Genomic DNA, 20,113 nt, shown 5'->3' with positions numbered 1-20,113 from the left:
CGTCTTCCTCGAGGTCGAAGGTCGGGGGGATCTGGTTGCTGAGAGAGTACGGCCGGGGCGCCGGGGCGATCAATCGCGGGCGACGCGGGGCGTAACGAACAGCCACCGGGCGCGCGGCTCGACGAGCGGCCGGGTGACGCGGCGCACCGGCTTCGATGCCAGCACGAGGGTGAGGAGGATGCTGAACACGATCATCCCGACCAGCAGCAGGTCGTTCTGCGGCCCGCTCAGAACGCCCGACTCGCGGATCGGGTAGAGCACGAAGGAGTGCAGCAGGTAGACGTACATGGTCGCCTGGCCGAGCGGGGAGAACCAGGTCGCGCTGCGGGGCATCAGCACCAGGAAGGCGAACACCAGGATGCCCGCCAGCGCGATCACGCCGAGCCGAACCGCCCCGGCCCACCACTCGTCGTAGCCGAAGGTCGGGTAGGCCTCCTGGAACAGCAGGAACCGCCTGAGCTTGATCTCGCGGAGCACCGGGACGTTCAGTGCGATCACGAGCGCCACCGCGGCGAAGACCGCGATCGCCGCCGCCCGCACCAGGATCACGGTGCGCGCTGACGCCCGCAGCCAGATCGCGGTCAGCGGGAGCTGCCGCAGCCGCCAGCCCAGCACGAAGAACGGCAGCAGCGTGAGGGTGCGGTCGAGGGCGAAGACCCCGCCGATGGCGGGCAGGTAACCGGAGGCCACCGAGATGACGACGGCGATCAGCAGCGGGTGCTTCAGCAGGGCGAGGTAGGGCAGGCTGACCCGCCAGATGATCAGCGCGAGCAGGAACCACAGCGTCCACGACGGCATCGCGTAGTCGAACAGCAGGGAGCCGGCCACGATCGAGTGGATGACCGACCAGATCGTCTCGAAGATGAGGTACGGCAGCACGAGGTCGGTGACGATGCGGCGCAGCTGCTTCGGGCCCGGAGCATCCGCCTTGGCGAAGTAGCCGGCCACCGCCACGAAGACCGGCACGTGGAACGCGTAGATGAACAGGTAGACGCCGTAGGCGGTGTCGGACTCGGCGATCAGCTTGAGGACGGCGTGACCGACCACCACGAGCAGGATGGCGATGAAGCGCGCGTTGTCCCAGAGCGGGACCCGCTTCGGCCGGGACGGCGCCGTCTCGGCGGGGGTGGCGGGCTGAGTCACCCTCGTCACACTACCTTTGTAGGCACGGAAGGGACCGGGGCGGTCCCGGTCGGAGAGGTTCGCTGATGAAGCGCGCGGTTGTCACAGGGGCGAGTTCGGGGATCGGGGCGGCGACGGTCCGTCGGCTGCAGCACGACGGCTGGAAGGTCGTCGGCGTGGCGAGGCGGGCCGACCGGCTCGAGGAGCTGGCCGCGGAGACCGGCTGCGAGGTGTTCACTGCCGACCTCACGGACGCGGCCGACATCGAGGCGCTCCGCGACTTCCTGGCCTCGACCGGGGGTGTGACCGCCCTCGTGAACAACGCCGGCGGCGCCATGGGCCTCGACAGCGTCGAGAACAGCGACGCCGACGACTGGCGGTGGATGTTCGAGATCAACGTGCTGGCGGTGAAGCGGCTGACCTCGGCGCTGCTGCCGCTGCTGCGCTCCTCGGTGGAGCCGGGCGGCTCGGCTGACATCCTCACCGTGTCCTCGATCGCCGGGCACGTGTCGTACGAGGGCGGCGGCGGCTACAACGCGGCGAAGTTCGCGGTGCACTCGATGGTCGACGTGCTGCGGCTGGAGCTGAGCGGGGAGCCGATCCGCGTGCTCGAGATCGCGCCCGGGATGGTGAAGACGGAGGAGTTCTCGCTGAACCGCTTCCGCGGCGACCAGAAGCGGGCCGACTCGGTCTACGAGAACGTGCCCGACCCGCTGAGCGCCGACGACGTGGCGGCCACCATCGCGATGATGCTCGGCATGCCCGCGCACGTCAGTCTCGACCTCGTGGTCGTGAAGCCGGTCGCCCAGTCGGCGGTGCACAAGATCGCGCGCGGCGAGCTGACGGTCAAGAAGAGCTGACGGTCAGGGAGAGCTGACGGGCGCGGCGACCGGATCGGCGAAGGCGAGCTTCGGCACGAAGAACAGGAGCACGGCCGCCGCCAGCGCGCCGCCCGCGCAGATCGCCCAGACCACGAGGTAACCCTCGAGGCTCGAGGCGGTGGCCCCGACCGCGGTCGACGCCCCGTGGAACAGCACCACGGCGAACACGGCCGAGGCGAACGATCCGCCGATCGTCTTGGTCGTGTTCGTGAGCCCGGCGGCGATGCCCGTCTGGCCCGCCGGCGCTGCCGCCGCGGCCGCCGCCGGCAGGGCTCCGACGAGTGCCCCCGAGCCGAGGCCGGCGATGATCATGTTCGTCACCACCTGCCACGTCTCCTGGTGGAACGGCAGGAACAGGGCGTAGCCGCTCGCCACCAGGAAGGTGGCCGCGATCAGCGCCACCCGGGGGCTCGACCGCCGCGAGACCATTGGGAACAGCACGGCTCCGACGATCATCGCCAGCAGGTACGCCCCGATCAGGATCGACCGGCTGGTCGCGGCGAGCCCGAGCCCGTAGCCGTTCGACGGATCGGTGCCGGCGAAGGTGCTGAGAGGCGCCTGCGCGCCGAGCAGGCTGATGCCCACGAGGCCGGCCGTCAGCTGCACGGGCCACATCGAGGGCTGACGGAGCACCCGCAGATCGATCGCCGGGTCATCCTGCCGCAGCTCCCAGCGGCCGAACGGGATGAACGCCAGCACCCCGGCGGCCATCAGCACCCAGACCCACCAGGTGCCCGGGCCGTTCACCCGCAGGAAGGTGAGGCCGCTCGTGATCAGGAGCAGCCCGATCGTGAGCAGGGTGAAGCCCACCACGTCGAGGCTGCGTCGACCGGGCTCCGGCACCGACTCGGGTACCCCGAACAGGATGACGAAGAACACCAGCGTGACGGCGATCGCCGGGATCATCAGCGTCAGGCCCACGTCGCCGCCCAGGGCGGTGAAGACGGCCCCGCCCGCCAGCGCGCCGACGATGGCGCCGGTCTCCAGCGCCACGACGAGCAGCCCGGCCGCGCGCCTCGTCTGCGAGGCCGCGCGGCCGGTGCGGCGCCCGCGGTCGAAGATCAGCGCGACCTCGAGCGGCAGCCACACCACGTAGAAGCCCTGCAGCGCCCAGGCCACCAGGAAGCTCGTGAAGTCGCCCGCGACGACGAGCCACCAGCTCGCGCCGGCGGTGACCACAGTGGCGACCAGCAGCATCCGCTTGTGCCCCGTCATGTCGCCGAGCTTCGCCAGCACCGGCACGACGAGGGCCGAGAGCAGCAGCTGAGCCGCCTCGAACCAGTTGAAGTCGGCGTCGCGGATGCCGAGGTGCTGCACCAGGTCGGAGATGAGCGGCACGTAGTAGCCCTGCAGCACCCCGCTCGTCAGCTCGACCGCGAACAGGAAGCCGATCAGCGACGCCGAGACGCCGAGCGCGCCGCGGGCGGACGGGGCGGCGGGGGCGGCGGCTCGGGTCATGAACGGATGCTAGCGGCCGGGTCGTCCGCGCGGGCGGATTACCGATAGCGTTGCCTCCATGAATTCGGCCTCAGACGACCTCGCCCTCGACGACACCGCGGCCGCCCCGGCCGCCCCGGCCGCTCCGGAGCGCGAGGTGCTCGGCTGGCTCGAGTTCGGCGACGCGTCACGCTCGCTCGCCCGCGACATCGTCGAGAGCGGCTTCGAGCCCGACTTCGTGATCGCGATCGCCCGCGGCGGCCTGATCCCGGGCGGAGCTCTCGCCTACGCGCTCGGCGTGAAGAGCTGCGGCAGCCTGAACGTGGAGTTCTATTCCGACGTCGAGGAGACCCTGCCCGAGCCGATCATCCTGCCGCCGCTGCTCGACAACGAGCCGCTGATCGGCAAGAACGTGCTGCTCGTCGACGACGTGGCCGACTCCGGGCGCACGCTCGCCCTCGTGGTCGAGCTGCTCGAGAAGGTCGACATCACCGTCAAGTCGGCCACCCTCTACATCAAGCCGCGTTCGGTGATCGCGCCCGACTTCCACTGGAAGACGACCGATCGCTGGATCGTGTTCCCGTGGTCGGCGCACCCGCCGGTGGGCGACGAGCGGTCGCTCGAAGCGTGAGCATCCACCTCATCGGCGGCGGCTGGCCCGTCGAGGACGACGGGGCGGTCTACCGCCCGTTCTTCGACGAACTGGCGGCGCACGCCGAGGCGGCGGGCAAGCTCGAGGGCGCCCGCCTGGCCATCGTGCTGGTGCGCGACGGCGACGCCCCCGAGAAGTACGCCGAGCTCGTCACCGTGTTCGAGCAGCTCGGCAAGATCGAGCCGGTCGCCGTGCTGGCGCCCGAGAACGCCCCCATCGCGCCGGCCGCGTTCGCCGACGTCGACGGCATCGTCGTCTGGGGCGGGCTGACCCCCGCCTACCGCACGTCGCTGGCGCCCTCCTTCCTCGAACTGCGGCGTCTCGTCGCCTCGGGTGTTCCCTACCTCGGCTTCTCGGCCGGGGCCGCGATCGTCGCCGAGCGCGCCATCGTCGGCGGCTGGAAGATCGACGAGGTCGAGATCGGCGCCGAGGAGGCCTCGGAAGACCTCGAGCAGCTCACCGTCGCCGAGGGCCTCGGCCTGATCGACCTCGCGGTCGACGTGCATGCCGCGCAGTGGGGTTCGGTGTCGCGGCTGATCGCGGCGACCGAGGCCGGGCTCGTCGACGGCGGCGTGGCGATCGACGAGCACACGGGCCTGGTGATCGGCGAGGGCCCCCTGCGGGTCGTCGGCCGCGGCAGCGTCTGGAAGGTCACCCCCGACACCGGCAGCGTGCGCGTGTCGACCGCCGGCACCGACCGGGCGTGAGCGACACCCGGCAGCCGCGCGGGCACGAGCCGTCGCCCGCGTCGTCGCCCCCGCCCGGGCACTCGCTCGCCGAGCTGGCCGAGCACGGGCTGATCGACGCGGGCTGGGCGGATGCGCTGGCCCCCGTCGCCCCGAGGATCGCCGCGATGGGCGACTTCCTGCGCGCCGAGACCGCGGCGGGCCGCCCCTACCTCCCGGCCGGCGACGACGTGCTGCGGGCCTTCCGCGCGCCGCTCGCCGGAGTGCGGGTGCTCATCGTGGGGCAGGACCCGTACCCGACGCCCGGGCATCCGATCGGCCTCTCGTTCGCGGTCGAGCGCCACGTGCGCCCGGTGCCGAGGAGCCTCGCGAACATCTACCGCGAGCTGCACGACGACCTCGGTCTGCCGCCCGCCGAGCACGGCGATCTCTCGTCGTGGGGCGAGGCGGGCGTGATGCTGCTGAACCGGGTGCTGACCGTGCGGCCCGGCGAGCCCGGCTCCCACCGGGGTCGGGGCTGGGAAGAGGTGACCGAGCACGCCATCCGGGTGCTGGCGGGGCGGGGCACGCCGCTGGTCGCCGTGCTCTGGGGGCGGGACGCGGCCCGGTTGGAGCCGATGCTCGAAGGAGTGCCCGTGGTCTCGTCCGCGCATCCGAGCCCCCTGTCGGCCTCGCGGGGCTTCTTCGGCTCGCGGCCGTTCAGCCGGGTGAACGCGCTGCTCGAGCAGCAGGGCGCCGCACCCGTCGACTGGACCGTGCGCTGAGCCGGGGCCCGCGCTCGGTAGGCTGAACCGCATGTTGGAAGAGGAGTACCAGCCGCGCCGCACGCTGCCCCGTGAGCTGCGCCCCGCCAGCACCGAGAAGCCCCCGCTCGAGGTGCCGTTCGAGTACGAGCTGCGGGATGCGGTGGCCACCGACCTTCCGTACATCCGCGAGATCTACAACCACTACGTGGCCAACACCGTCGTGACCTTCGACGAGGACGCGATGACGCTGAAGGAGTGGCGGCACAAGTTCGCCTGGACGCAGAAGCAGAACTACCCCTTCATCGTGGCCGTCTCACCGAGCGGAACGCTGCTCGGCTTCGCCTACGTGTCGGCCTGGAAGCAGAAGGCGGCCTATCGCCGCACCGTCGAGGACTCGATCTACCTCGGGCCGGCGGCCACGGGCAAGGGCCTCGGCACGGTGCTGCTCGGCGAGCTGATCGACCGCTCGAAGAAGGCCGGCATCAAGGAGATGCTCGCGGTGATCGCCGACCAGGGCGCCGACGCCTCGATCGCCCTGCACGAGCGCTTCGGCTTCAAGGAGGTCGGCCGGCTCGGCCGAGTGGGCTTCAAGTTCGGTCACTGGCTCGGCACGGTGCTGCTGCAGAAGTCGCTGAAGTAGGCGCGGTCGATGGCCGATCGACCGCCGACCGAGCTGCACGACCTGGGCGCGTTGCAGCTGTACCGGCTGCTGCAGCGCCGTGAGCTCGGGGTGCTCGAGCTCGTCGACCACTACCTGTCGCGGATCGAGCGGTGGAACCCGTCGCTCGGCGCCTTCCACACCGTCACGGCCGAGGCGGCACGCGAACGGGCCCGGATGCTCGATGCCTCCGACGACCGCACCGCGCTGCTCTGGGGCCTCCCGCTCGCCGACAAGGACCTCGTGCGGCGCGCGGGCGTACGCACGACGTTCGGTTCGCGGCTGTTCGAGCAGTTCGTGCCCGAGGAGTCGGACGAGCTCGCGCTGCAGCTGGACGGTGCCGGCACGATCAGCCTCGGCAAGACGGCGACCCCGGAGTTCGGGCTCACGGGCTACACCGAGTCGAGCGTGGCCCCGCCGGCGCGCGACCCCTACGACACCGCGCTGGGCGCCGGCGGCTCCAGCGGGGGAGCGGCCGTCGCCGTCGCGGCGGGGCTGCTCCCGTTCGCCCCCGGATCCGACGGCGGGGGCTCGATCCGCATCCCGGCGGCCGCCTGCGGTCTCGTCGGGCTGAAGCCCTCGCGCGGCCTCGTGCCGGCGGGGTCGGGGCAGGACTCCCTGGCCGGGCTGCCCGTCGCCGGCCCGATCGCCCGCACGGTCGTCGACGCGGCGCTGCTGCTCGACGGCATGATCGAGCGCACCGGCGACCGCATCCGGCACACCCACACGCTGCGGCCGCCCGCCCACGACGACGGCCTCTTCCTCGGTGCCGCGGTGCGCGGCGAGGGCCGGTTCAACATCGGGGTCACGACGAGCACACCCTGGGAGCTGGTGCAGGAGATCCGGCTCGACGAGGCGGCGACGGATGCCCTGGCCGTCGCCCGCGACACGCTCGCCTCGCTCGGGCACGGCGTGGAGGAGTTCGCGCTCGAACCGGCGCCGGAGTACGGGCCCGCGTTCCGCACGATCTGGCAGGCCGGCGCCTCCACCCTGCCGGCCGACGACAGCACGGAGCACCTGCTCGAGCCGCTCACCCGCTGGCTGATGCACCGCGGGCGGGCGCTGCCCGCCGCGCAGCTGGTGACGGCCCTGGCGACGCTGTCGCGCTTCGAGCGCTCGATCGTGCGCCAGTTCGACCGCTTCGACGCCGTGCTGACGCCGACGCTGGCGCTCACCCCGCGCCCGGTCGGCTGGTACGACCAGAAGGACGGGGAACGGAACTTCGCCCAGCAGGTCGAGTACGCACCCTTCACCTCCTACGTCAACGTGGCGGGGCTGCCGGCGATCACGCTCCCGGTGCACCGCACGGCCGACGGCATCCCGATGGGAGCCCAGATGATCGGACGACCCGGGGGAGAGGCGACCCTGCTGGCGCTCAGCACGCAGCTCGAGCGCCGGCTGCGCTGGGGACGGGTGCACCCGCCGCAGTGGTGAGCGACCACCGCGGGAGGCCGATCATCCTGGGGGATCGCCGAAGGTGTGGCAATCCTAAGTAAGGCATGCCTATACTCATCAGGACATGTACTCGATCGCCTCCGACGCCACCCTCGTCTCCCGTGCCACCGGCCGCGTGCTCCTCGCCGGAACCGAGGCCGACCTCGACGCCATCCGCGCCCTGGTCGCCACGCTCGGCCACCGCGCCCGCGGCCAGGTCTTCGTCGAGGTTCCGACCGCCGCCGAGATCGATCCGATCGCGACGCCCGAGCGCGTCACGGTCACCTGGCTGCCGCGCGACGTACGCAGCGGCGCCATGGGCACCGGCCTGGCGTGTGCGCCCGGTCAGGCCCTCGGCCGCGCGGTCTCCACCTGGATCGGCGAGATGTCGACGGGCGAGCCCGAGTTCGACGGGGACGAGATCTGCGTCTGGCTCGGTCAGGCGGTTCCCGCCGAGCACGTATCCGTCTGAATCTCTTTCAGCCTTTTCGGCGCCTCGGCAGGTAGTTGCCGTCCTCCAGGCCCGCCTCGATCTCGAAGTGGTTGTGCAGCGGATCGCTGCCGGCCAGGGCGTACAGCACGGGAAACATCAGCCCGTACGTCTGCCACTGCCGGCGGTGCACGGCCTCGTGCGTCAGCACGTGCGGAGCGTCGTTGCCGTCGGTGAGGTAGACACCCCCCACGCAGGTGCCGCCCCGCTTGAAGGCCCACTTCGGCAGGCCGGTGCAGACGATCAGGCCGTCGTCGGTGCGGCGCACCCGGCCGGTGCCGAGCAGCGTGCCGAGCGTCGCCGCGACACCGGTGGCGTAGAGGTAGCCGGCGCGGGCGAGCGGCGGGTAGTACAGGATGCGCCGCACCCGCTCCATGATCGGGCCGCCCGGTGCCGCCCCGGTCGTCGCCAGCGCCTCAGCGCTCCCGGCGTCGCTCATGCGCTCTTCCGTCCATAGCCCTCGAGCAGGCGCAGCCACACCTCGCTGATCGTGGGATACGACGGCACCGCGTGCCAGAGCCGTTTCAGCGGCACCTCGCCCACCACGGCGACGGTGGCCGAGTGCAGCAGCTCCTGCACGTCGGGGCCCACGAAGGTGGCGCCCACGATCACCTGGCGGTCGTCGTCGACCACGATGCGCGCCGTGCCCGTGTAGCCGTCCGTGTGCACCGCCGCACCCGCGACGCTGCCGATCTCGTAGTCGACCACGGTCGTCGTGAGGCCCGCCTTCTCGGCCGCCTCGGCGGTGAGACCGATCGAGGCCACGGCCGGGTCGGTGAAGGTCACCTGCGGCACCGCCCGGTGGTCGGCGGTGGCCACGTGCCGGCCCCAGGCCGCGTCGTCGACCGGCTCGCCCTTCGCGCGCGCGACGATCACGTCGCCGGCGGCCCGGGCCTGGTACTTGCCCTGGTGGGTCAGCAGCGCCCGGTGGTTCACGTCGCCGGTGGCGTAGAGCCACTCGCCCTCGAGCGGGGCGCCGTCGGAGCCGAGCACGAGCATCGTGTCGTCGACGTCGAGCCATTCGTCGGGGGTGAGCCCGACGGTCTCGAGGCCGAGGTCGCCCGTGCGGGGGAGTCGCCCGGTGGCGACGAGGATCTCCTCCGATTCGATCGTGCCGGCGTCGGAGAGGGTGGTGCGCACCACGCCGTCGTCACCGCGCTCGACGCGCTCGGGGGAGTCGCCGAGGCGGAGGTAGACGCCGAGCTCCTTCAGGGCATCCGCCACCAGCTCGCCTGCGAAGGGCTCGAGGTTCGCCAGCAGGCCGCTGCGGGCCACGAGGGTGACGCTCGAGCCGAGCGTGGCGTAGGCGGTCGCCATCTCGACGGCCACCACGCCACCGCCCACGATCGCGAGTCGCGGCGGGACGGTCTGGGAGCTCGTCGCCTCGCGGCTCGTCCACGGTGCGGCTTCGGCGAGGCCGGGGATGTCGGGCAGCAGGGCGACCGATCCGGTGGAGATCGCGACCGCGTGGGTGGCCCTCAGCTCGGTGGTGCTGCCGTCGGCCGCGGTCACGGTGAGCTGCTTGACGCCGGTGAGCACGGCGTGGCCGCGCACGAGGTCGATGCCGGCGCCCTTAACCCAGTCGACCTGGCCGCTGTCGTTCCAGTCGCTCGTGAACGAGTTGCGGCGAGCCAGCACGGCGGCGGCGTCGACGTCGCCGGTCACGGCCTCCTTCGCTCCGCCGACGGCACGGGCGGCGCGCACCACCTCGCCGGCGCGCAGCAGCGCCTTCGAGGGCATGCAGGCCCAGTAGGAGCACTCGCCGCCCACCAGTTCTGCCTCGACGAGCGCGACCGACAGGCCGCCCTGCGCGGCGCGGTCGGCGACGTTCTCGCCGACGGCGCCGGCTCCGATGACGATGAGGTCGTAGTCCTTGGTCACTGCTGCTCCTGGTGCTTCTCGGGTCGAGTCGGGGGGTGGTGCGGGTGGTGCGGGTGATCCGGATTCCGCGGCTGGTGCGGGTGGTTCGGATCGCCCGGGTGGCGCGGATTGCGCTGGCGGCGCGGGTCTCGCGGTCGCTAGCGCACGAGCGCCGAGACGATGCGGAGGATGGCGGGCAGGTCGTCGACCGCCGCCTCGGGGGTCGACGGCGCGAACTCGGTGATGCCGGCACCCGTCAGCGGGAACCGCTCGCGCACCGCCCGGATCGCGGCGACGAGCTGCGCGACCGGCAGCCCGAACGGCTCCGGGAACTGCACGCCCTCGATCTCGCCCGGGTCGATCACGTCGAGGTCGACGTGCAGGTAGACCTCGGTGGCGCCCGAGGCGGTCAGGCTCTCGACGAGGGCGGCGGGGTCGGCGAGCTCGGTGGGCGCGAGCATCCGGATGCCCGCCTCGGCCACGTACTCGGCCTCGGCGTCGTCGAGGGCGCGGGCCCCCGCGAGCACCACCTGGGCGGGTTCGAGCACGACGCCGGCCGAGCCCGCGCCGGACGGGTCGGAGAGCGCGACCGGCCCGCCGCCGAGGAGTGCGCGCAGCACCATGCCGTGGAACGCCCCCGAGGGGGAGCTCTCGGGTGTGTTGAGGTCGGCGTGGGCGTCGAACCACACCACGGCGAGCCGGGCGTCGGGCGAGCGCCGGGCGGCGACCGCGGCGGCGTGCCGGATGGCGGCGAACTCGACGCCGCAGTCGCCGCCGACGACGATCGGGGTGCCGGGCGCCTCGGCCAGCACGGCCTCGGTCGCCTGGGCGATCGCGGAGATCGACGAGAAGCGGTGCACCCCGGTGTCGAGCGACTCGCCGGCGCCCTGGGGCACCTCGACGACGCGGGTGGCGGCGGCCGGCAGGTCGCCGCGCACCGCCTCCGCGCCGTCGATGAGGCGCATGGCCCGGCTCGAGCCGGAGCCCTGCCAGCTCGGCACGACGACGAAGGTGGCGCTCATCGTGCCCGCCCCCGCTGCCCGCCCATCGCGATCGCCGGGCCTACTCGCCGCTCGTGACGGCGGGGGTGGAGCTGCCCGAGCCGGCCTTCAGCGCGGCGAGCCGCGCCTCGACCTCGGTCAGCTCGCCGAGGTCCTCGAGGCTCTCGAACTGGGAGTCGACGCTGGAGGCGTTGAGCTCCTCCTGGCCGCGCACGCGGGCCTCCTCGCGGCGGATCTTCTCCTCGAAGCGGCCGAGGTCGGAGGTGGGGTCGAGCACGTCGATGTTCTTCAGCGCGTTCTGCACCTGGCTCTGCGCCTCGGCGGTCTTGGCGCGGGCCACGAGGTTGTCGCGCTTGGACTTCAGCTGGTTCAGCTTCTCCTTCATCGCGGCGAGGCCCGACTTCAGCTTCTCGACCGACTCGGTCTGGCTGGCGATCGAGGGCTCGGCGTCCTTCGCCTCGTTCTCGGACTGCAGCTGACGGGTCAGCGCGACCTTGGCGAGGGCGTCGAACTTGTCGGCGTCGACCGTGTTGCCCGCCGAGCGGAACTCGTCGGCCTTCTGGCTCGCGGCGAGGGCCTTGCGACCCCAGTCGGAGGCGGCCGCGACGTCCTCGCGGTGGTCGTCCTCGAGCAGGCGCAGGTTGCCGATGGTCTGCGCGATGGCGCTCTCGGCGTCGGCGATGTTCGTGGTGTAGTCGCGCACGAGCTGGTCGAGCATGAGCTGGGGGTCTTCGGCCTGATCGATCAGCGCGTTGATGTTCGCCTTCGCGAGCTGCGCGATGCGACCGAAAATGGACTGCTTGGACATCCTGTCTCCTTCATGATGGTGCCGATGGATTGTGGGTACTGCTGAGTCTGGTCGTGGGCCCGTGGGGTCGTGGTCCCGATGCGGTCGTCGTGGGCCGGGGCTAGAAGCGGCCGCCCCCGCCGCGCCGGCCTCCGCCGCCGAAGCTGCCGCCGCTCGAGCGACGGCTGCCGCCTCCGCCCCCGCCGCCGAAGCCGCCGAACCCGCCGCCGCGTGACGAGCCGCCGCCGAAGCCTCCGCGGTACGACGAGCGTCCGCCGCCGCCCCCGCCGAGCATGCTGCCGATGATGCCGCCGAGCAGTGCCCCGCCGAAGTCGTCTCCGCCGCCGCTCTGCCGGCTCCCGCTCGAGGTCCAGCTGCCCCCCGTGCCCCAGCTGCCCTGGCCCGACTGCGCCCACGAGACGTCCTGCTGGGCCGACGCCGCGGCGCGGGTGGCGAGCTCGGAGGCCGAGGTCGCCTCGCGCAACGAGCCCTCGGGGTCGGTGGTCGCCAGGGCGTGGGCCTGGTCCAGGTGGCGCTGGGCCTCCGAGAGGCGGGTGCGCGCATCCGGCCCGACGGCGCCGCGGCGGGTCTCGAGGAACTGCTGGGTCGACGCGACCTGGCTCTCGGCCGAGCTGATCGCCCGATCCCGCTGGGCCAGGATGCGCGACTGACGCTCGCGCTCGGTGCGGTCGGCGGCCAGGGCCTGATCCAGCGGCGCGTCGGCACGCTCCAGGGCCTGCCGGGCGTTGAGGGGGTCGCGGGCCCCGGCGGTGCGTGCCCGCTCGAGCTCCACGGTGACGGCCGCGACGAGCCCGGCGATCCCGGTGCCCGGCCGGCTCGCCTCGAGCTGCGCGGCGGCCGCGACGTCGGACTCGGCGTCGGCGACCGCGGCCGCGAGACCCGCGGAGGCCTCGCGCAGGTTCTTCTCGAGTGTCAGCACGGCGAGGGCGAGAGTGCGCACCTGGGTCGACGCCTGACGCGCCGCGCGGATCTGCACCGCCGCCTCACCCGAACGGCCGGCGGCGATCGCCTGCTCGGCCTCGCCGAGCTGGGCGGTGGCGAACTGCCGGAGCTTCTCGATCTGCTCGGCGCTGCCCTCCACGGTGCCGAGCGCGGCGGGGTCGTAGCTCTGCGCCAGGGTGGCGAGGCGCTCCCGCACCTCGGGGGCCGCGGTCTCGGAGTCGGCGAGCTCGGTGCGCGCCTCGGCGAGGGCCGGAGCGGGGTCGCGCTCGACGTCGCGCAGGGCGTCGAAGGCGGCGGCCTGGGAGTCGAGCCGGGCATCCGCCTTCTCGCAGATGTCGATGATCTCGAGCGACCAGGCCCGGCGCTCTACGGCGGTGTCGGGCACGGCGTCGTCGAGCTTCTGCTTGATGGTGAAGGCGCGGGACAGCTCGGTCTTCACCTCGGTCAGGGCGGTCTGGAAGGGCGCGGTGGTCTCGGCGCCGAACTGCGCCACGGCGAAGCCGAGCTCCTCGGTGCTGGAGGTGACGGCGTCGTCGAGCTCGACCAGCAGGGCGCCGACCTTCTGGTCGAGCTCCTTCTGGCTGGGGCCTGCCGCCTGCACCTGGGCGGTGACGGCCTTGTCGAGCGTGCGGCGCCGGCGCAGCACGAGGGCGATCACGACGGCGCCCACGAGCAGGACCACGAGGATCGCGACGACCCAGACGAGGCCGCCGAACAGGCCGCCGCCGCCGCCCGCGCCGCTGCCGGAGGAGGAGCCCGAACCGCCGCTGCCCCCGAGAGCTCCGTCCAGCCCCTGCGCGGCCGCGACGGCGGCACCCGCCCAGTCCTCGTTCCTCAGCTGCGGAACGATGTCGTCGGTCTCGATGCTCTGCAGCTGCTGGTCGTCGAGCGGGAAACCGGCGTCGACCGAGAGCTGGTAGAGCCGGTCGTCGACGGCCACGGCGAGCAGCACGTCGTTCGTGCCGAGCTGGTTCAGCTGGGCGGTCTCGGTGGCCCATTGCTGGCGGTCGGCGGGGTTCTCGAAGCGTTCGGTGTAGACCACGAAGAGGTTGACGCCCTGCTCGGTGGCGAGCGTGTCGATGGCGTCCTGCACCTCGGCGGTCGAGCCGCCGAGCACCCCGGCCTCGTCGACGACGTAGCGGCCGTCGAGCGACACCGGGTCGCCGGCGAGGGCCGACTGGGCGGGCCCGACCAGCACGAGTGCGGCCAGGGCGATCGCGGCGAGGGCCGCGCCCACCCGTGCACGCCCGAGATGACCAGGGTGGCGGTGCGGCGGGCGCGCGTCGTGGCGGGCCGGGCGGGTCTGTCTCATTGCCTGAAGTCTAGGAGGGAGCCGCCTCCGCCGCCAGGAACCCGTCGCATCCGTCGCCGGCGCCGAATCCCCTGTGTTGCGCCGCGTGACACGAGCGGATGCATGGCCCGCCCCCGCTCGACAGGATGGACGCATGACCACCGACCGCCGCCTCAGCATCGTCACCGTGACGGCCCACCGGCCGCACGCGCCGGAGTACCACGCGTACTCGACGATGCTGATGCGTCGCGCGGTCGCGGTGTCGCAGGCGGCAGGCTGGACCGTGGACGTGGTCGCGGCGGAGGACGTGCCGGTCGGGGAGACCCTCGCGCGCACCGACGCCGCCGACGCGGTGGTGCTCCTCGGCGGCGAGGACATCGCCCCGGAGTACTACGGCGCCGCCCGCGGCTACCGCGCCGAGGGTCGGCACGCCGAGCGCGCCGACGAGGCGCAGATCCTGCTCGCGCGTCGCGCCGTCGACCGCGGAACGCCGCTCCTGGGCATCTGCCGGGGTCATCAGATCATCAACGTCGCGCTCGGCGGCACGCTCCTCCAGGACCTGGGGGAGGGTTCCGCCCACCGTCGCGACGGCGAGCCGATCGAGCGCGTGATGTCGACCCATGACGTGCAGCTGACCGCCGGCACGGCGATCGCCGGATCGCTGATCGGCCGGCTCGGCCGTGTCGTGTCGACCCAGAGCGCCCACCACCAGGCCGTGGCCCGGCTGGGCAGCGGACTCGAGGTCGTCGCCGTCGCCGACGACGGACTCGTCGAGGCGATCGCCCACCGCGACGCGCCGGTGCTCGGCGTGCAGTGGCACCCGGAGGACCCGGGCGCCGTCGACGGCCAGTTCGGGGCCCTGCTGGCGGTCGTCACCGAGCCCGCGCGCGCCGTCGCCGTCGCGGCCTGAGCGCCGCACCCTACGCCCGACCCCGGCCCCGGGGTGTCATTGGCGACGGCGTGTTGCTAGAGTGACCGAAGTTCTTGATGTTGCGCGTGTTACTGGAGTGACCGATGAGGTCTCCTCCATCGATGCGTCACCCGATCATCAGAGGTCTCCACGATGCCGCTCGACACCACGCCCGCCCGACGCCGCCGCGCGTCCGCCGTCGCCGCCCTGGCGACCGCCGCCGCGATCTGCGCGAGCGTCCTCATCGCCTCGCCGGCCTCCGCCACCGACTACCCCTCGTGGAACGACGTGGTCGCCGCCCGCGCCAGCCAGAGCGCCACGCAGTCGAAGGTCGCCGAACTCGAGGGTCTGATCGCGGGGCTGCAGACCCAGGTCGACCAGGCCAAGGCCGCCGCCGCCGAGGCCTGGGTCGCCGACAAGGCCGCTCAGGATGCCCTCGCCGCCCAGACCCGCGCCGCCCAGACCTTGAAGGCCCAGGCCGACCAGGCCGCGGCCGACGCCGAGGCGTCGAAGAAGCGCGCCGCCGGCCTCGCCGCGCAGTTCGCCCGGAGCGCCGGCAACGACCTCACCTCGCAGCTGATGGTCTCGGGCTCGGGCAGCGACGACCTGCTGTACCAGCTCGGCACGATGTCCAAGCTCTCCGAGACCTCGCAGCAGGTGTTCACCGCGGCCAAGCAGGACCAGAACACGGCGACGTCGCTCACCGAGCAGGCGGAGGTCGCCGAGGCGGAGCTGCAGAAGCTCGCCGACGCGGCGAAGGTCTCGCTGCAGTCGGCGGTCGACGCGCAGAAGGCGGTGCAGTCGGCCCTGCTCGAGCAGGAGGCGCACCAGGCCGAGCTCACGGTGCAGGTGCAGGTGCTGAAGAACGCGGCCGACGTCACCGAGGCCCAGTACACCGCGGGTGTCGAGGCCGAGCGCCAGCGCCGCATCGCCGAGGAGCAGGCGGCAGCCGCCGCCGCGGCCGCCGAGGAGGCGGCCCGGCAGGCCGCGGAGGAGGCCGCCCAGAACGGTGGTGGCGGCGGCGGCGGCGCCGGCGGCTCGTCGGGCGGCGGCTCCGACGACGGCGGTTCGTCCGGGGGCGGCGGGTCGTCCGGCGGCGGCGGCGGGGGAGGCGGCGGCATCGTCGTCAGCCCGCCCGCGCAGTCCTACAGCGGTGCCGCCGTGGTCGCCTACGCCGAGCAGTTCGTCGGCGTGGTGCCCTACGGCTGGGGCGCCGACCCCAACGACTCCTTCGGCTGCGACGGGCTCACCCAGTACGTCTACGGCCAGTTCGGCATCTCGCTGCCCCGCATGGTGAGCAACCAGGCCGCCATGGGCGTGCGGGTCTCGGCTCAGGATGCGCAGGCCGGCGACCTCGTCGTGTGGCCCGGGGCGCACATCGGCATCTACGACGGCCAGGGCGGCGTCATCCACTCGCCCGACTGGGGCCGCTACGTCACGCACGCCACCGGACTCTGGGGCAGCTACTACTTCGTGCGCCTCGTCTAGGCCGACGCAGCCGTGCTGCGGGTGATGGTGCCCCCAGTAGGATTTGAACCTACGGCCTTCTGCTCCGGAGGCAGACGCTCTATCCCCTGAGCTATGGGGGCCCGGGGTGCCTGAACAGATTAGCAGGCGATGGCCGCGATCTCCGCCACGCCCCACCGCCACGCCCCACCGACCCGGGAGGAACGACGCATGCAGCGCTCCGTCACCGCCGCGATCGACGCCACGATCGACCGCGCCACCACCGTCGTCTTCTCCATCGCCGCCGCGGAGGGCGCCGAGCTGTCGCGCGAGGTGATCGAGTACCGCCTCGACGGCGAGCCGGTCGAGTTCGAGACCGTGCTCGACCAGCACGGCACCCGCCTGCACGTGTTCGACGTGCAGCCCGGCAGCTTCTCGGCCCGCTACGAGGCGACGGCGGAGGGTCGCTCGGTGCCCGCCCCGACCGAGACGGTCGACCTCATCCGCTACCTGCGCCCCAGCCGGTACTGCGAGAGCGACACCCTGCTGCCCACCGCGCAGGCCGAGTTCCGCGGGCTGGCCGGCCGGGACCTGCTGACCGCGGTGAGCTCCTGGGTGGGGGAGGAGCTCAGCTACGTGCCCGGCTCCAGCGCTCCCACCGACGGCGCCGTGCAGACGCTGCTGCTGCGCCAGGGCGTCTGCCGCGACTACGCCCACCTCGTCATCGCGCTGCTGCGCGCCCTCAACGTGCCGGCCCGGCTGGTCTCGGTCTACGCCCCCGGCCTCTACCCGATGGACTTCCACGCGGTCGCCGAGGCGCACGTCGACGGCGAGTGGCACGTGGTCGACGCGACGACCCTCGCGCCCCGCGACTCGCTGCTGCGCATCGCGACCGGCCGCGACGCGAGCGACACGGCGTTCCTCACCAATCACGGCGGCTACCTCCGGCTCGATCGCCTCGAGGTCTCGGCCGTCGTCGACGTGCTGCCGAACGACGACCTCGACCGCCTGGTGCAGCTCGGCTGAGCATCCGTCGCCCACCGGCTGCGGGCGGGCCGGGCGGCCCCGGGCGGCCCCGGGCGGTAAGATCGTACGCCGTGACTCCTGAAGCCCTCTCCGCCGCACTCTTCGCCATCGTGAGCGACCGTCTGGCCGCCGTGCCCGACGTGACGATCACCGAGTCCGACACCACGGTGGAGCGACCGCGCAACCGCGACCACGGCGACTGGGCCTCGAACATCGCGATGAAGCTCGCCAAGCGACTCGGCACCAACCCGCGGGAGTTCGCCCTCGAACTGGCCCCCCTGATCCAGCGCATCGACGGCGTCTCGGCGGTCGACGTCGCCGGCCCCGGCTTCATCAACATCACCCTCGACGCGGCCGCCGCCGGCGAGATCGCGCGCACGGTCGTCGAGGCCGGTGACTCCTTCGGCCACAACGCCGTGCTCGCCGGCCACACCATCAACATGGAGTTCGTCTCGGCGAACCCCACCGGCCCGCTGCACATCGGTCACACCCGCTGGGCCGCCCTCGGCGACTCGATCGCGCGCGTGCTCCGCGCCTCCGGGGCCGACGTCACCACCGAGTACTACATCAACGACGCCGGCAGCCAGATGGACACCTTCGGCCTCTCGGTGCTCGCCGCCGCCAAGGGCCTGCCGACGCCCGAGAAGGGCTACCCCGGCCCCTACATCCAGACGCTCGGCCAGCGCGTGCTGGCCGCCGTGCCCGACCTGCTCGACAAGCCCGACGACGAGGCGCTCGCCATCGCCCGCGACCTCGCCTACGAGTACCAGCTCGCCGAGATCCAGCAGTCGCTGACGAACTTCCACGTGCACTTCGACGTGTTCTTCTCCGAGCGCACGCTGCATGCTCCGGATGCGCAGACCGGCCGCACCGCGATCGACGACGCCGAGGCGCGACTGCGGGCCCAGGGGCACGTCTTCGAGGCCGACGACGCCGTCTGGGTGCGCACCACCGACTTCGGCGACGACAAAGACCGCGTACTCACCCGCGGCAACGGCGTGGTCACCTACTTCGCCGCCGACGCGGCCTACTACCTCAGCAAGAAAGACCGCGGTTTCGGCGAGAAGATCTACCTGCTCGGGGCCGACCACCACGGCTACGTCGGCCGCCTGAAGGCCCTCGCGGCCGCCGCCGGCGACGACCCCGACACGCTCACCGCGCTGATCGGCCAACTGGTGAACCTGAACGGCGCGAAGCTGTCCAAGCGCGCCGGCAACATCATCGAGCTCGACGACCTGCTCGACTGGCTCGGGGCGGATGCGCTGCGGTATTGGCTCGGCCGCTACCCGGCCGACTCCCCGCTCTCGCTCGACGGTGAGAAGCTGCGCTCGCGCACGAACGACAACCCCGTCTTCTACGTGCAGTACGCGCACGCCCGCACCCGCTCGGTCGCCCGCAACGCGGCCGACGCCGGAGTCACGCACGCCGACTTCGAGCCGGCGCTGCTCGTGCACCCCACCGAGACGGCGCTGCTCGGCGCGCTGCAGGAGTTCCCGCGGGTGGTCGCCCACGCAGCCGAGCTGCGCGAGCCGCACCGCGTCGCCCGCTACCTCGAGGAGCTGGCCGGCTACTATCACCGCTGGTACGACGCCTGCCGGGTGCTGCCGTTCGGCGACGAGGAGCTCGCGCCGATCCACGGCACGCGCCTCTGGCTGAACGACGCGACCGGCCAGGTCATCCGCAACGGCTTGGAGCTGCTCGGCGTCTCGGCGCCCGACCGGATGTAGGCGGGTCGCTCGACGGATCGGGCGGTTCGCCTTCGCAGACCGGGCGGTTCGCCCGGCAGACCGGGCAGGATGGGCTCATGACGACCGAGACGCTGCCCATCGAGCCCGCGCCCGCTCCTCGCCACCGCCGACGCTGGCCCTGGGTGCTCGTCGGCGTCGTCGTGCTGCTGGCCGTGCTCGTCGTGGTGGCCGACGTCGCCTTCCGCGCCTACGCCGAGAACGAGGCGGCGACGCAGATCGAGCAGCAGCTGCCCGAGAACGTCGACGGCGATGTCGACGTGTCGATCGCCGGGTTCTCCTTCCTCACGCAGGTGGCGGCCGGGCGACTCGGCGAGGTCACCCTCGACGCCCCGGCCCTCTCGGTCAGCGGCATCCCGATCGCCGCGCACGTCGTCGCCACCGGGGTGCCGACCGATCTGACGAAGCCGGTCGACGATGTCCGGGCCTCCGTCTCGCTCGACCAGTCCGCGGTCGACGCGGTGGTCACGCTGCCCGGCGACGCGACGCTCGCCCTCGGCGACGGCGACGTGTCGTACGAGGGCAGCGTCGACGTGCTGGGGCTCACCGTCGGCTATCGCGTGACCGGGCAGGTCAGCGCATCCGGAACCGACGTGGTGATCACCCCGCAGGGCGCCGAGCTCACCCGCGGCGACAGCGCACTCGACCTCGGCGGCCTGCTCGAGGGAGTGGCCGGCGACCCCGTCACCGTCTGTGTGGCGCAGTACCTGCCCCAGGGTGTCACGGTCGACTCGCTCGACATCGCCTCCGGGGGAGCTACCGCGACCGTGTCGGCCCGCGACTTCGTGGTCGACGAGCAGAGCCTGCGCACCCTCGGCACCTGTTCGTAACGGAACAGGCCGGGGCTGCGTCACCCGCTAGAATCGGGGGAACGCGCGAGTGCTCATCCCTCGCGCGACGGCTTCAGGGACCAAGCCGGGTCCGCTCGCCGCCCTGAGCCGCCTCGCGGCCGCCGCCCGGATCGATGCCGTCCCGCCA

Annotated in this window: 19 protein-coding genes and 1 tRNA gene; 12 read left to right on the top strand and 8 right to left on the bottom strand. The window is 72.8% G+C overall.

Going from position 1 to position 20,113, the window contains the following annotated elements:
• Nucleotides 1-69: 69 nt before the first annotated feature.
• Nucleotides 70-1,152, bottom strand: a complete 1,083-nt coding sequence (locus tag NVV95_RS11015; protein WP_259486593.1) for an acyltransferase family protein — start codon at nucleotides 1,150-1,152, stop codon at nucleotides 70-72.
• 56 nt (nucleotides 1,153-1,208) lie between these two features.
• Between NVV95_RS11015 and NVV95_RS11010 the strand changes: the two genes are divergently transcribed.
• Nucleotides 1,209-1,982: an SDR family oxidoreductase gene (locus NVV95_RS11010; protein WP_259486592.1), complete on the top strand. Its 774-nt coding sequence runs from the start codon at nucleotides 1,209-1,211 to the stop codon at nucleotides 1,980-1,982.
• A 3-nt stretch (nucleotides 1,983-1,985) separates the two neighbouring features.
• On the opposite strand, the gene NVV95_RS11005 is transcribed toward NVV95_RS11010, so the two are convergent.
• Nucleotides 1,986-3,461, bottom strand: coding sequence for an MFS transporter (locus NVV95_RS11005; protein WP_259486591.1), 1,476 nt, complete (start codon nucleotides 3,459-3,461; stop codon nucleotides 1,986-1,988).
• A gap of 58 nt (nucleotides 3,462-3,519) precedes the next feature.
• On the opposite strand from NVV95_RS11005, the gene NVV95_RS11000 reads away from it, so the two are divergent.
• The 6 genes from NVV95_RS11000 to NVV95_RS10975 all read left to right on the top strand — a co-directional run bounded on the left by NVV95_RS11000 (nucleotide 3,520) and on the right by NVV95_RS10975 (nucleotide 8,088).
• Nucleotides 3,520-4,071, top strand: coding sequence for a phosphoribosyltransferase (locus tag NVV95_RS11000; RefSeq protein WP_259486590.1), 552 nt, complete (start codon nucleotides 3,520-3,522; stop codon nucleotides 4,069-4,071).
• Nucleotides 4,068-4,799, top strand: a complete 732-nt coding sequence (locus NVV95_RS10995) for a type 1 glutamine amidotransferase family protein (RefSeq protein WP_259486589.1) — start codon at nucleotides 4,068-4,070, stop codon at nucleotides 4,797-4,799. The genes NVV95_RS11000 and NVV95_RS10995 overlap by 4 nt, the downstream gene beginning before the upstream one ends.
• Before the next feature lie 74 nt (nucleotides 4,800-4,873).
• Nucleotides 4,874-5,542 carry a uracil-DNA glycosylase gene (locus NVV95_RS10990; protein WP_259486942.1) on the top strand — a complete coding sequence of 223 codons (669 nt, stop codon included), beginning with the start codon at nucleotides 4,874-4,876 and terminating at the stop codon, nucleotides 5,540-5,542.
• Nucleotides 5,543-5,573: 31 nt separating this feature from the next.
• On the top strand, nucleotides 5,574-6,164 hold the full coding sequence (locus NVV95_RS10985) for a GNAT family N-acetyltransferase (protein ID WP_259486588.1): 591 nt from the start codon (nucleotides 5,574-5,576) through the stop codon (nucleotides 6,162-6,164).
• Between the two features lie 9 nt (nucleotides 6,165-6,173).
• Nucleotides 6,174-7,616: an amidase gene (locus NVV95_RS10980; protein WP_259486587.1), complete on the top strand. Its 1,443-nt coding sequence runs from the start codon at nucleotides 6,174-6,176 to the stop codon at nucleotides 7,614-7,616.
• Between the two features lie 85 nt (nucleotides 7,617-7,701).
• Complete coding sequence (locus tag NVV95_RS10975) at nucleotides 7,702-8,088, top strand: SIP domain-containing protein (RefSeq protein ID WP_259486586.1); 387 nt, start codon at nucleotides 7,702-7,704, stop codon at nucleotides 8,086-8,088.
• Between the two features lie 7 nt (nucleotides 8,089-8,095).
• Here the strand turns inward: NVV95_RS10975 and NVV95_RS10970 are convergent, their stop codons facing one another.
• The 5 genes from NVV95_RS10970 to NVV95_RS18395 form a co-directional block, all read right to left on the bottom strand.
• Nucleotides 8,096-8,482 (bottom strand): Fe-S oxidoreductase, encoded by a 387-nt coding sequence (locus NVV95_RS10970; protein WP_259486941.1) that lies wholly within the window; start codon nucleotides 8,480-8,482, stop codon nucleotides 8,096-8,098.
• Between the two features lie 59 nt (nucleotides 8,483-8,541).
• Entirely contained in the window at nucleotides 8,542-9,987 is a 1,446-nt protein-coding gene (locus NVV95_RS10965) for a dihydrolipoyl dehydrogenase family protein (protein WP_259486585.1), read from the bottom strand.
• Nucleotides 9,988-10,124: 137 nt separating this feature from the next.
• Nucleotides 10,125-10,988, bottom strand: coding sequence for an arginase family protein (locus NVV95_RS10960; RefSeq protein ID WP_259486584.1), 864 nt, complete (start codon nucleotides 10,986-10,988; stop codon nucleotides 10,125-10,127).
• A 40-nt stretch (nucleotides 10,989-11,028) separates the two neighbouring features.
• A complete protein-coding gene (locus NVV95_RS10955; RefSeq protein WP_259486583.1) occupies nucleotides 11,029-11,775 on the bottom strand; it encodes a PspA/IM30 family protein in 747 nt (248 codons plus the stop codon).
• Nucleotides 11,776-11,875: 100 nt separating this feature from the next.
• Entirely contained in the window at nucleotides 11,876-14,029 is a 2,154-nt protein-coding gene (locus NVV95_RS18395; RefSeq protein WP_269909046.1) for a TPM domain-containing protein, read from the bottom strand.
• Between the two features lie 133 nt (nucleotides 14,030-14,162).
• Between NVV95_RS18395 and NVV95_RS10945 the strand changes: the two genes are divergently transcribed.
• Nucleotides 14,163-14,918, top strand: a complete 756-nt coding sequence (locus NVV95_RS10945; RefSeq protein WP_259486582.1) for a gamma-glutamyl-gamma-aminobutyrate hydrolase family protein — start codon at nucleotides 14,163-14,165, stop codon at nucleotides 14,916-14,918.
• A 153-nt stretch (nucleotides 14,919-15,071) separates the two neighbouring features.
• Nucleotides 15,072-16,406 (top strand): C40 family peptidase, encoded by a 1,335-nt coding sequence (locus NVV95_RS10940; RefSeq protein WP_259486581.1) that lies wholly within the window; start codon nucleotides 15,072-15,074, stop codon nucleotides 16,404-16,406.
• A 25-nt stretch (nucleotides 16,407-16,431) separates the two neighbouring features.
• Here NVV95_RS10940 and NVV95_RS10935 read toward each other — a convergent pair.
• Nucleotides 16,432-16,507 (bottom strand) — tRNA-Arg (locus NVV95_RS10935).
• 88 nt (nucleotides 16,508-16,595) lie between these two features.
• Between NVV95_RS10935 and NVV95_RS10930 the strand changes: the two genes are divergently transcribed.
• The 3 genes from NVV95_RS10930 to NVV95_RS10920 all read left to right on the top strand — a co-directional run bounded on the left by NVV95_RS10930 (nucleotide 16,596) and on the right by NVV95_RS10920 (nucleotide 19,965).
• Nucleotides 16,596-17,390, top strand: coding sequence for a transglutaminase-like domain-containing protein (locus tag NVV95_RS10930; RefSeq protein ID WP_259486580.1), 795 nt, complete (start codon nucleotides 16,596-16,598; stop codon nucleotides 17,388-17,390).
• Between the two features lie 71 nt (nucleotides 17,391-17,461).
• Nucleotides 17,462-19,117, top strand: a complete 1,656-nt coding sequence (gene argS / locus NVV95_RS10925; RefSeq protein ID WP_259486579.1) for an arginine--tRNA ligase — start codon at nucleotides 17,462-17,464, stop codon at nucleotides 19,115-19,117.
• A 77-nt stretch (nucleotides 19,118-19,194) separates the two neighbouring features.
• Nucleotides 19,195-19,965, top strand: coding sequence for an LmeA family phospholipid-binding protein (locus tag NVV95_RS10920; protein ID WP_259486578.1), 771 nt, complete (start codon nucleotides 19,195-19,197; stop codon nucleotides 19,963-19,965).
• The last annotated feature ends 148 nt before the right edge of the window (nucleotides 19,966-20,113 follow it).

This window comes from Herbiconiux gentiana (assembly GCF_024978135.1).
In the GTDB taxonomy this organism is placed as follows: Bacteria; Actinomycetota; Actinomycetes; order Actinomycetales; family Microbacteriaceae; genus Herbiconiux; species Herbiconiux gentiana.
The sequence above is the reverse complement of the archived record's forward strand: the minus strand, read 5'-3'. Positions and strand labels throughout refer to the sequence as shown.

What these genes read in the sequence shown, in the direction of transcription:
- NVV95_RS11010 (WP_259486592.1), top strand. Translation starts at nt 1,209, where the DNA reads ATGAAGCGCGCGGTTGTCACAGGGGCGAGTTCGGGGATCGGGGCGGCG.
- NVV95_RS11005 (WP_259486591.1), bottom strand. Translation starts at nt 3,461, where the DNA reads ATGACCCGAGCCGCCGCCCCCGCCGCCCCGTCCGCCCGCGGCGCGCTC.
- NVV95_RS11000 (WP_259486590.1), top strand. Translation starts at nt 3,520, where the DNA reads ATGAATTCGGCCTCAGACGACCTCGCCCTCGACGACACCGCGGCCGCC.
- NVV95_RS10985 (WP_259486588.1), top strand. Translation starts at nt 5,574, where the DNA reads ATGTTGGAAGAGGAGTACCAGCCGCGCCGCACGCTGCCCCGTGAGCTG.
- NVV95_RS10980 (WP_259486587.1), top strand. Translation starts at nt 6,174, where the DNA reads ATGGCCGATCGACCGCCGACCGAGCTGCACGACCTGGGCGCGTTGCAG.
- NVV95_RS10975 (WP_259486586.1), top strand. Translation starts at nt 7,702, where the DNA reads ATGTACTCGATCGCCTCCGACGCCACCCTCGTCTCCCGTGCCACCGGC.
- NVV95_RS10970 (WP_259486941.1), bottom strand. Translation starts at nt 8,482, where the DNA reads ATGGAGCGGGTGCGGCGCATCCTGTACTACCCGCCGCTCGCCCGCGCC.
- NVV95_RS10960 (WP_259486584.1), bottom strand. Translation starts at nt 10,988, where the DNA reads ATGAGCGCCACCTTCGTCGTCGTGCCGAGCTGGCAGGGCTCCGGCTCG.
- NVV95_RS10955 (WP_259486583.1), bottom strand. Translation starts at nt 11,775, where the DNA reads ATGTCCAAGCAGTCCATTTTCGGTCGCATCGCGCAGCTCGCGAAGGCG.
- NVV95_RS18395 (WP_269909046.1), bottom strand. Translation starts at nt 14,029, where the DNA reads ATGAGACAGACCCGCCCGGCCCGCCACGACGCGCGCCCGCCGCACCGC.
- NVV95_RS10945 (WP_259486582.1), top strand. Translation starts at nt 14,163, where the DNA reads ATGACCACCGACCGCCGCCTCAGCATCGTCACCGTGACGGCCCACCGG.
- NVV95_RS10940 (WP_259486581.1), top strand. Translation starts at nt 15,072, where the DNA reads ATGCCGCTCGACACCACGCCCGCCCGACGCCGCCGCGCGTCCGCCGTC.
- NVV95_RS10930 (WP_259486580.1), top strand. Translation starts at nt 16,596, where the DNA reads ATGCAGCGCTCCGTCACCGCCGCGATCGACGCCACGATCGACCGCGCC.
- NVV95_RS10920 (WP_259486578.1), top strand. Translation starts at nt 19,195, where the DNA reads ATGACGACCGAGACGCTGCCCATCGAGCCCGCGCCCGCTCCTCGCCAC.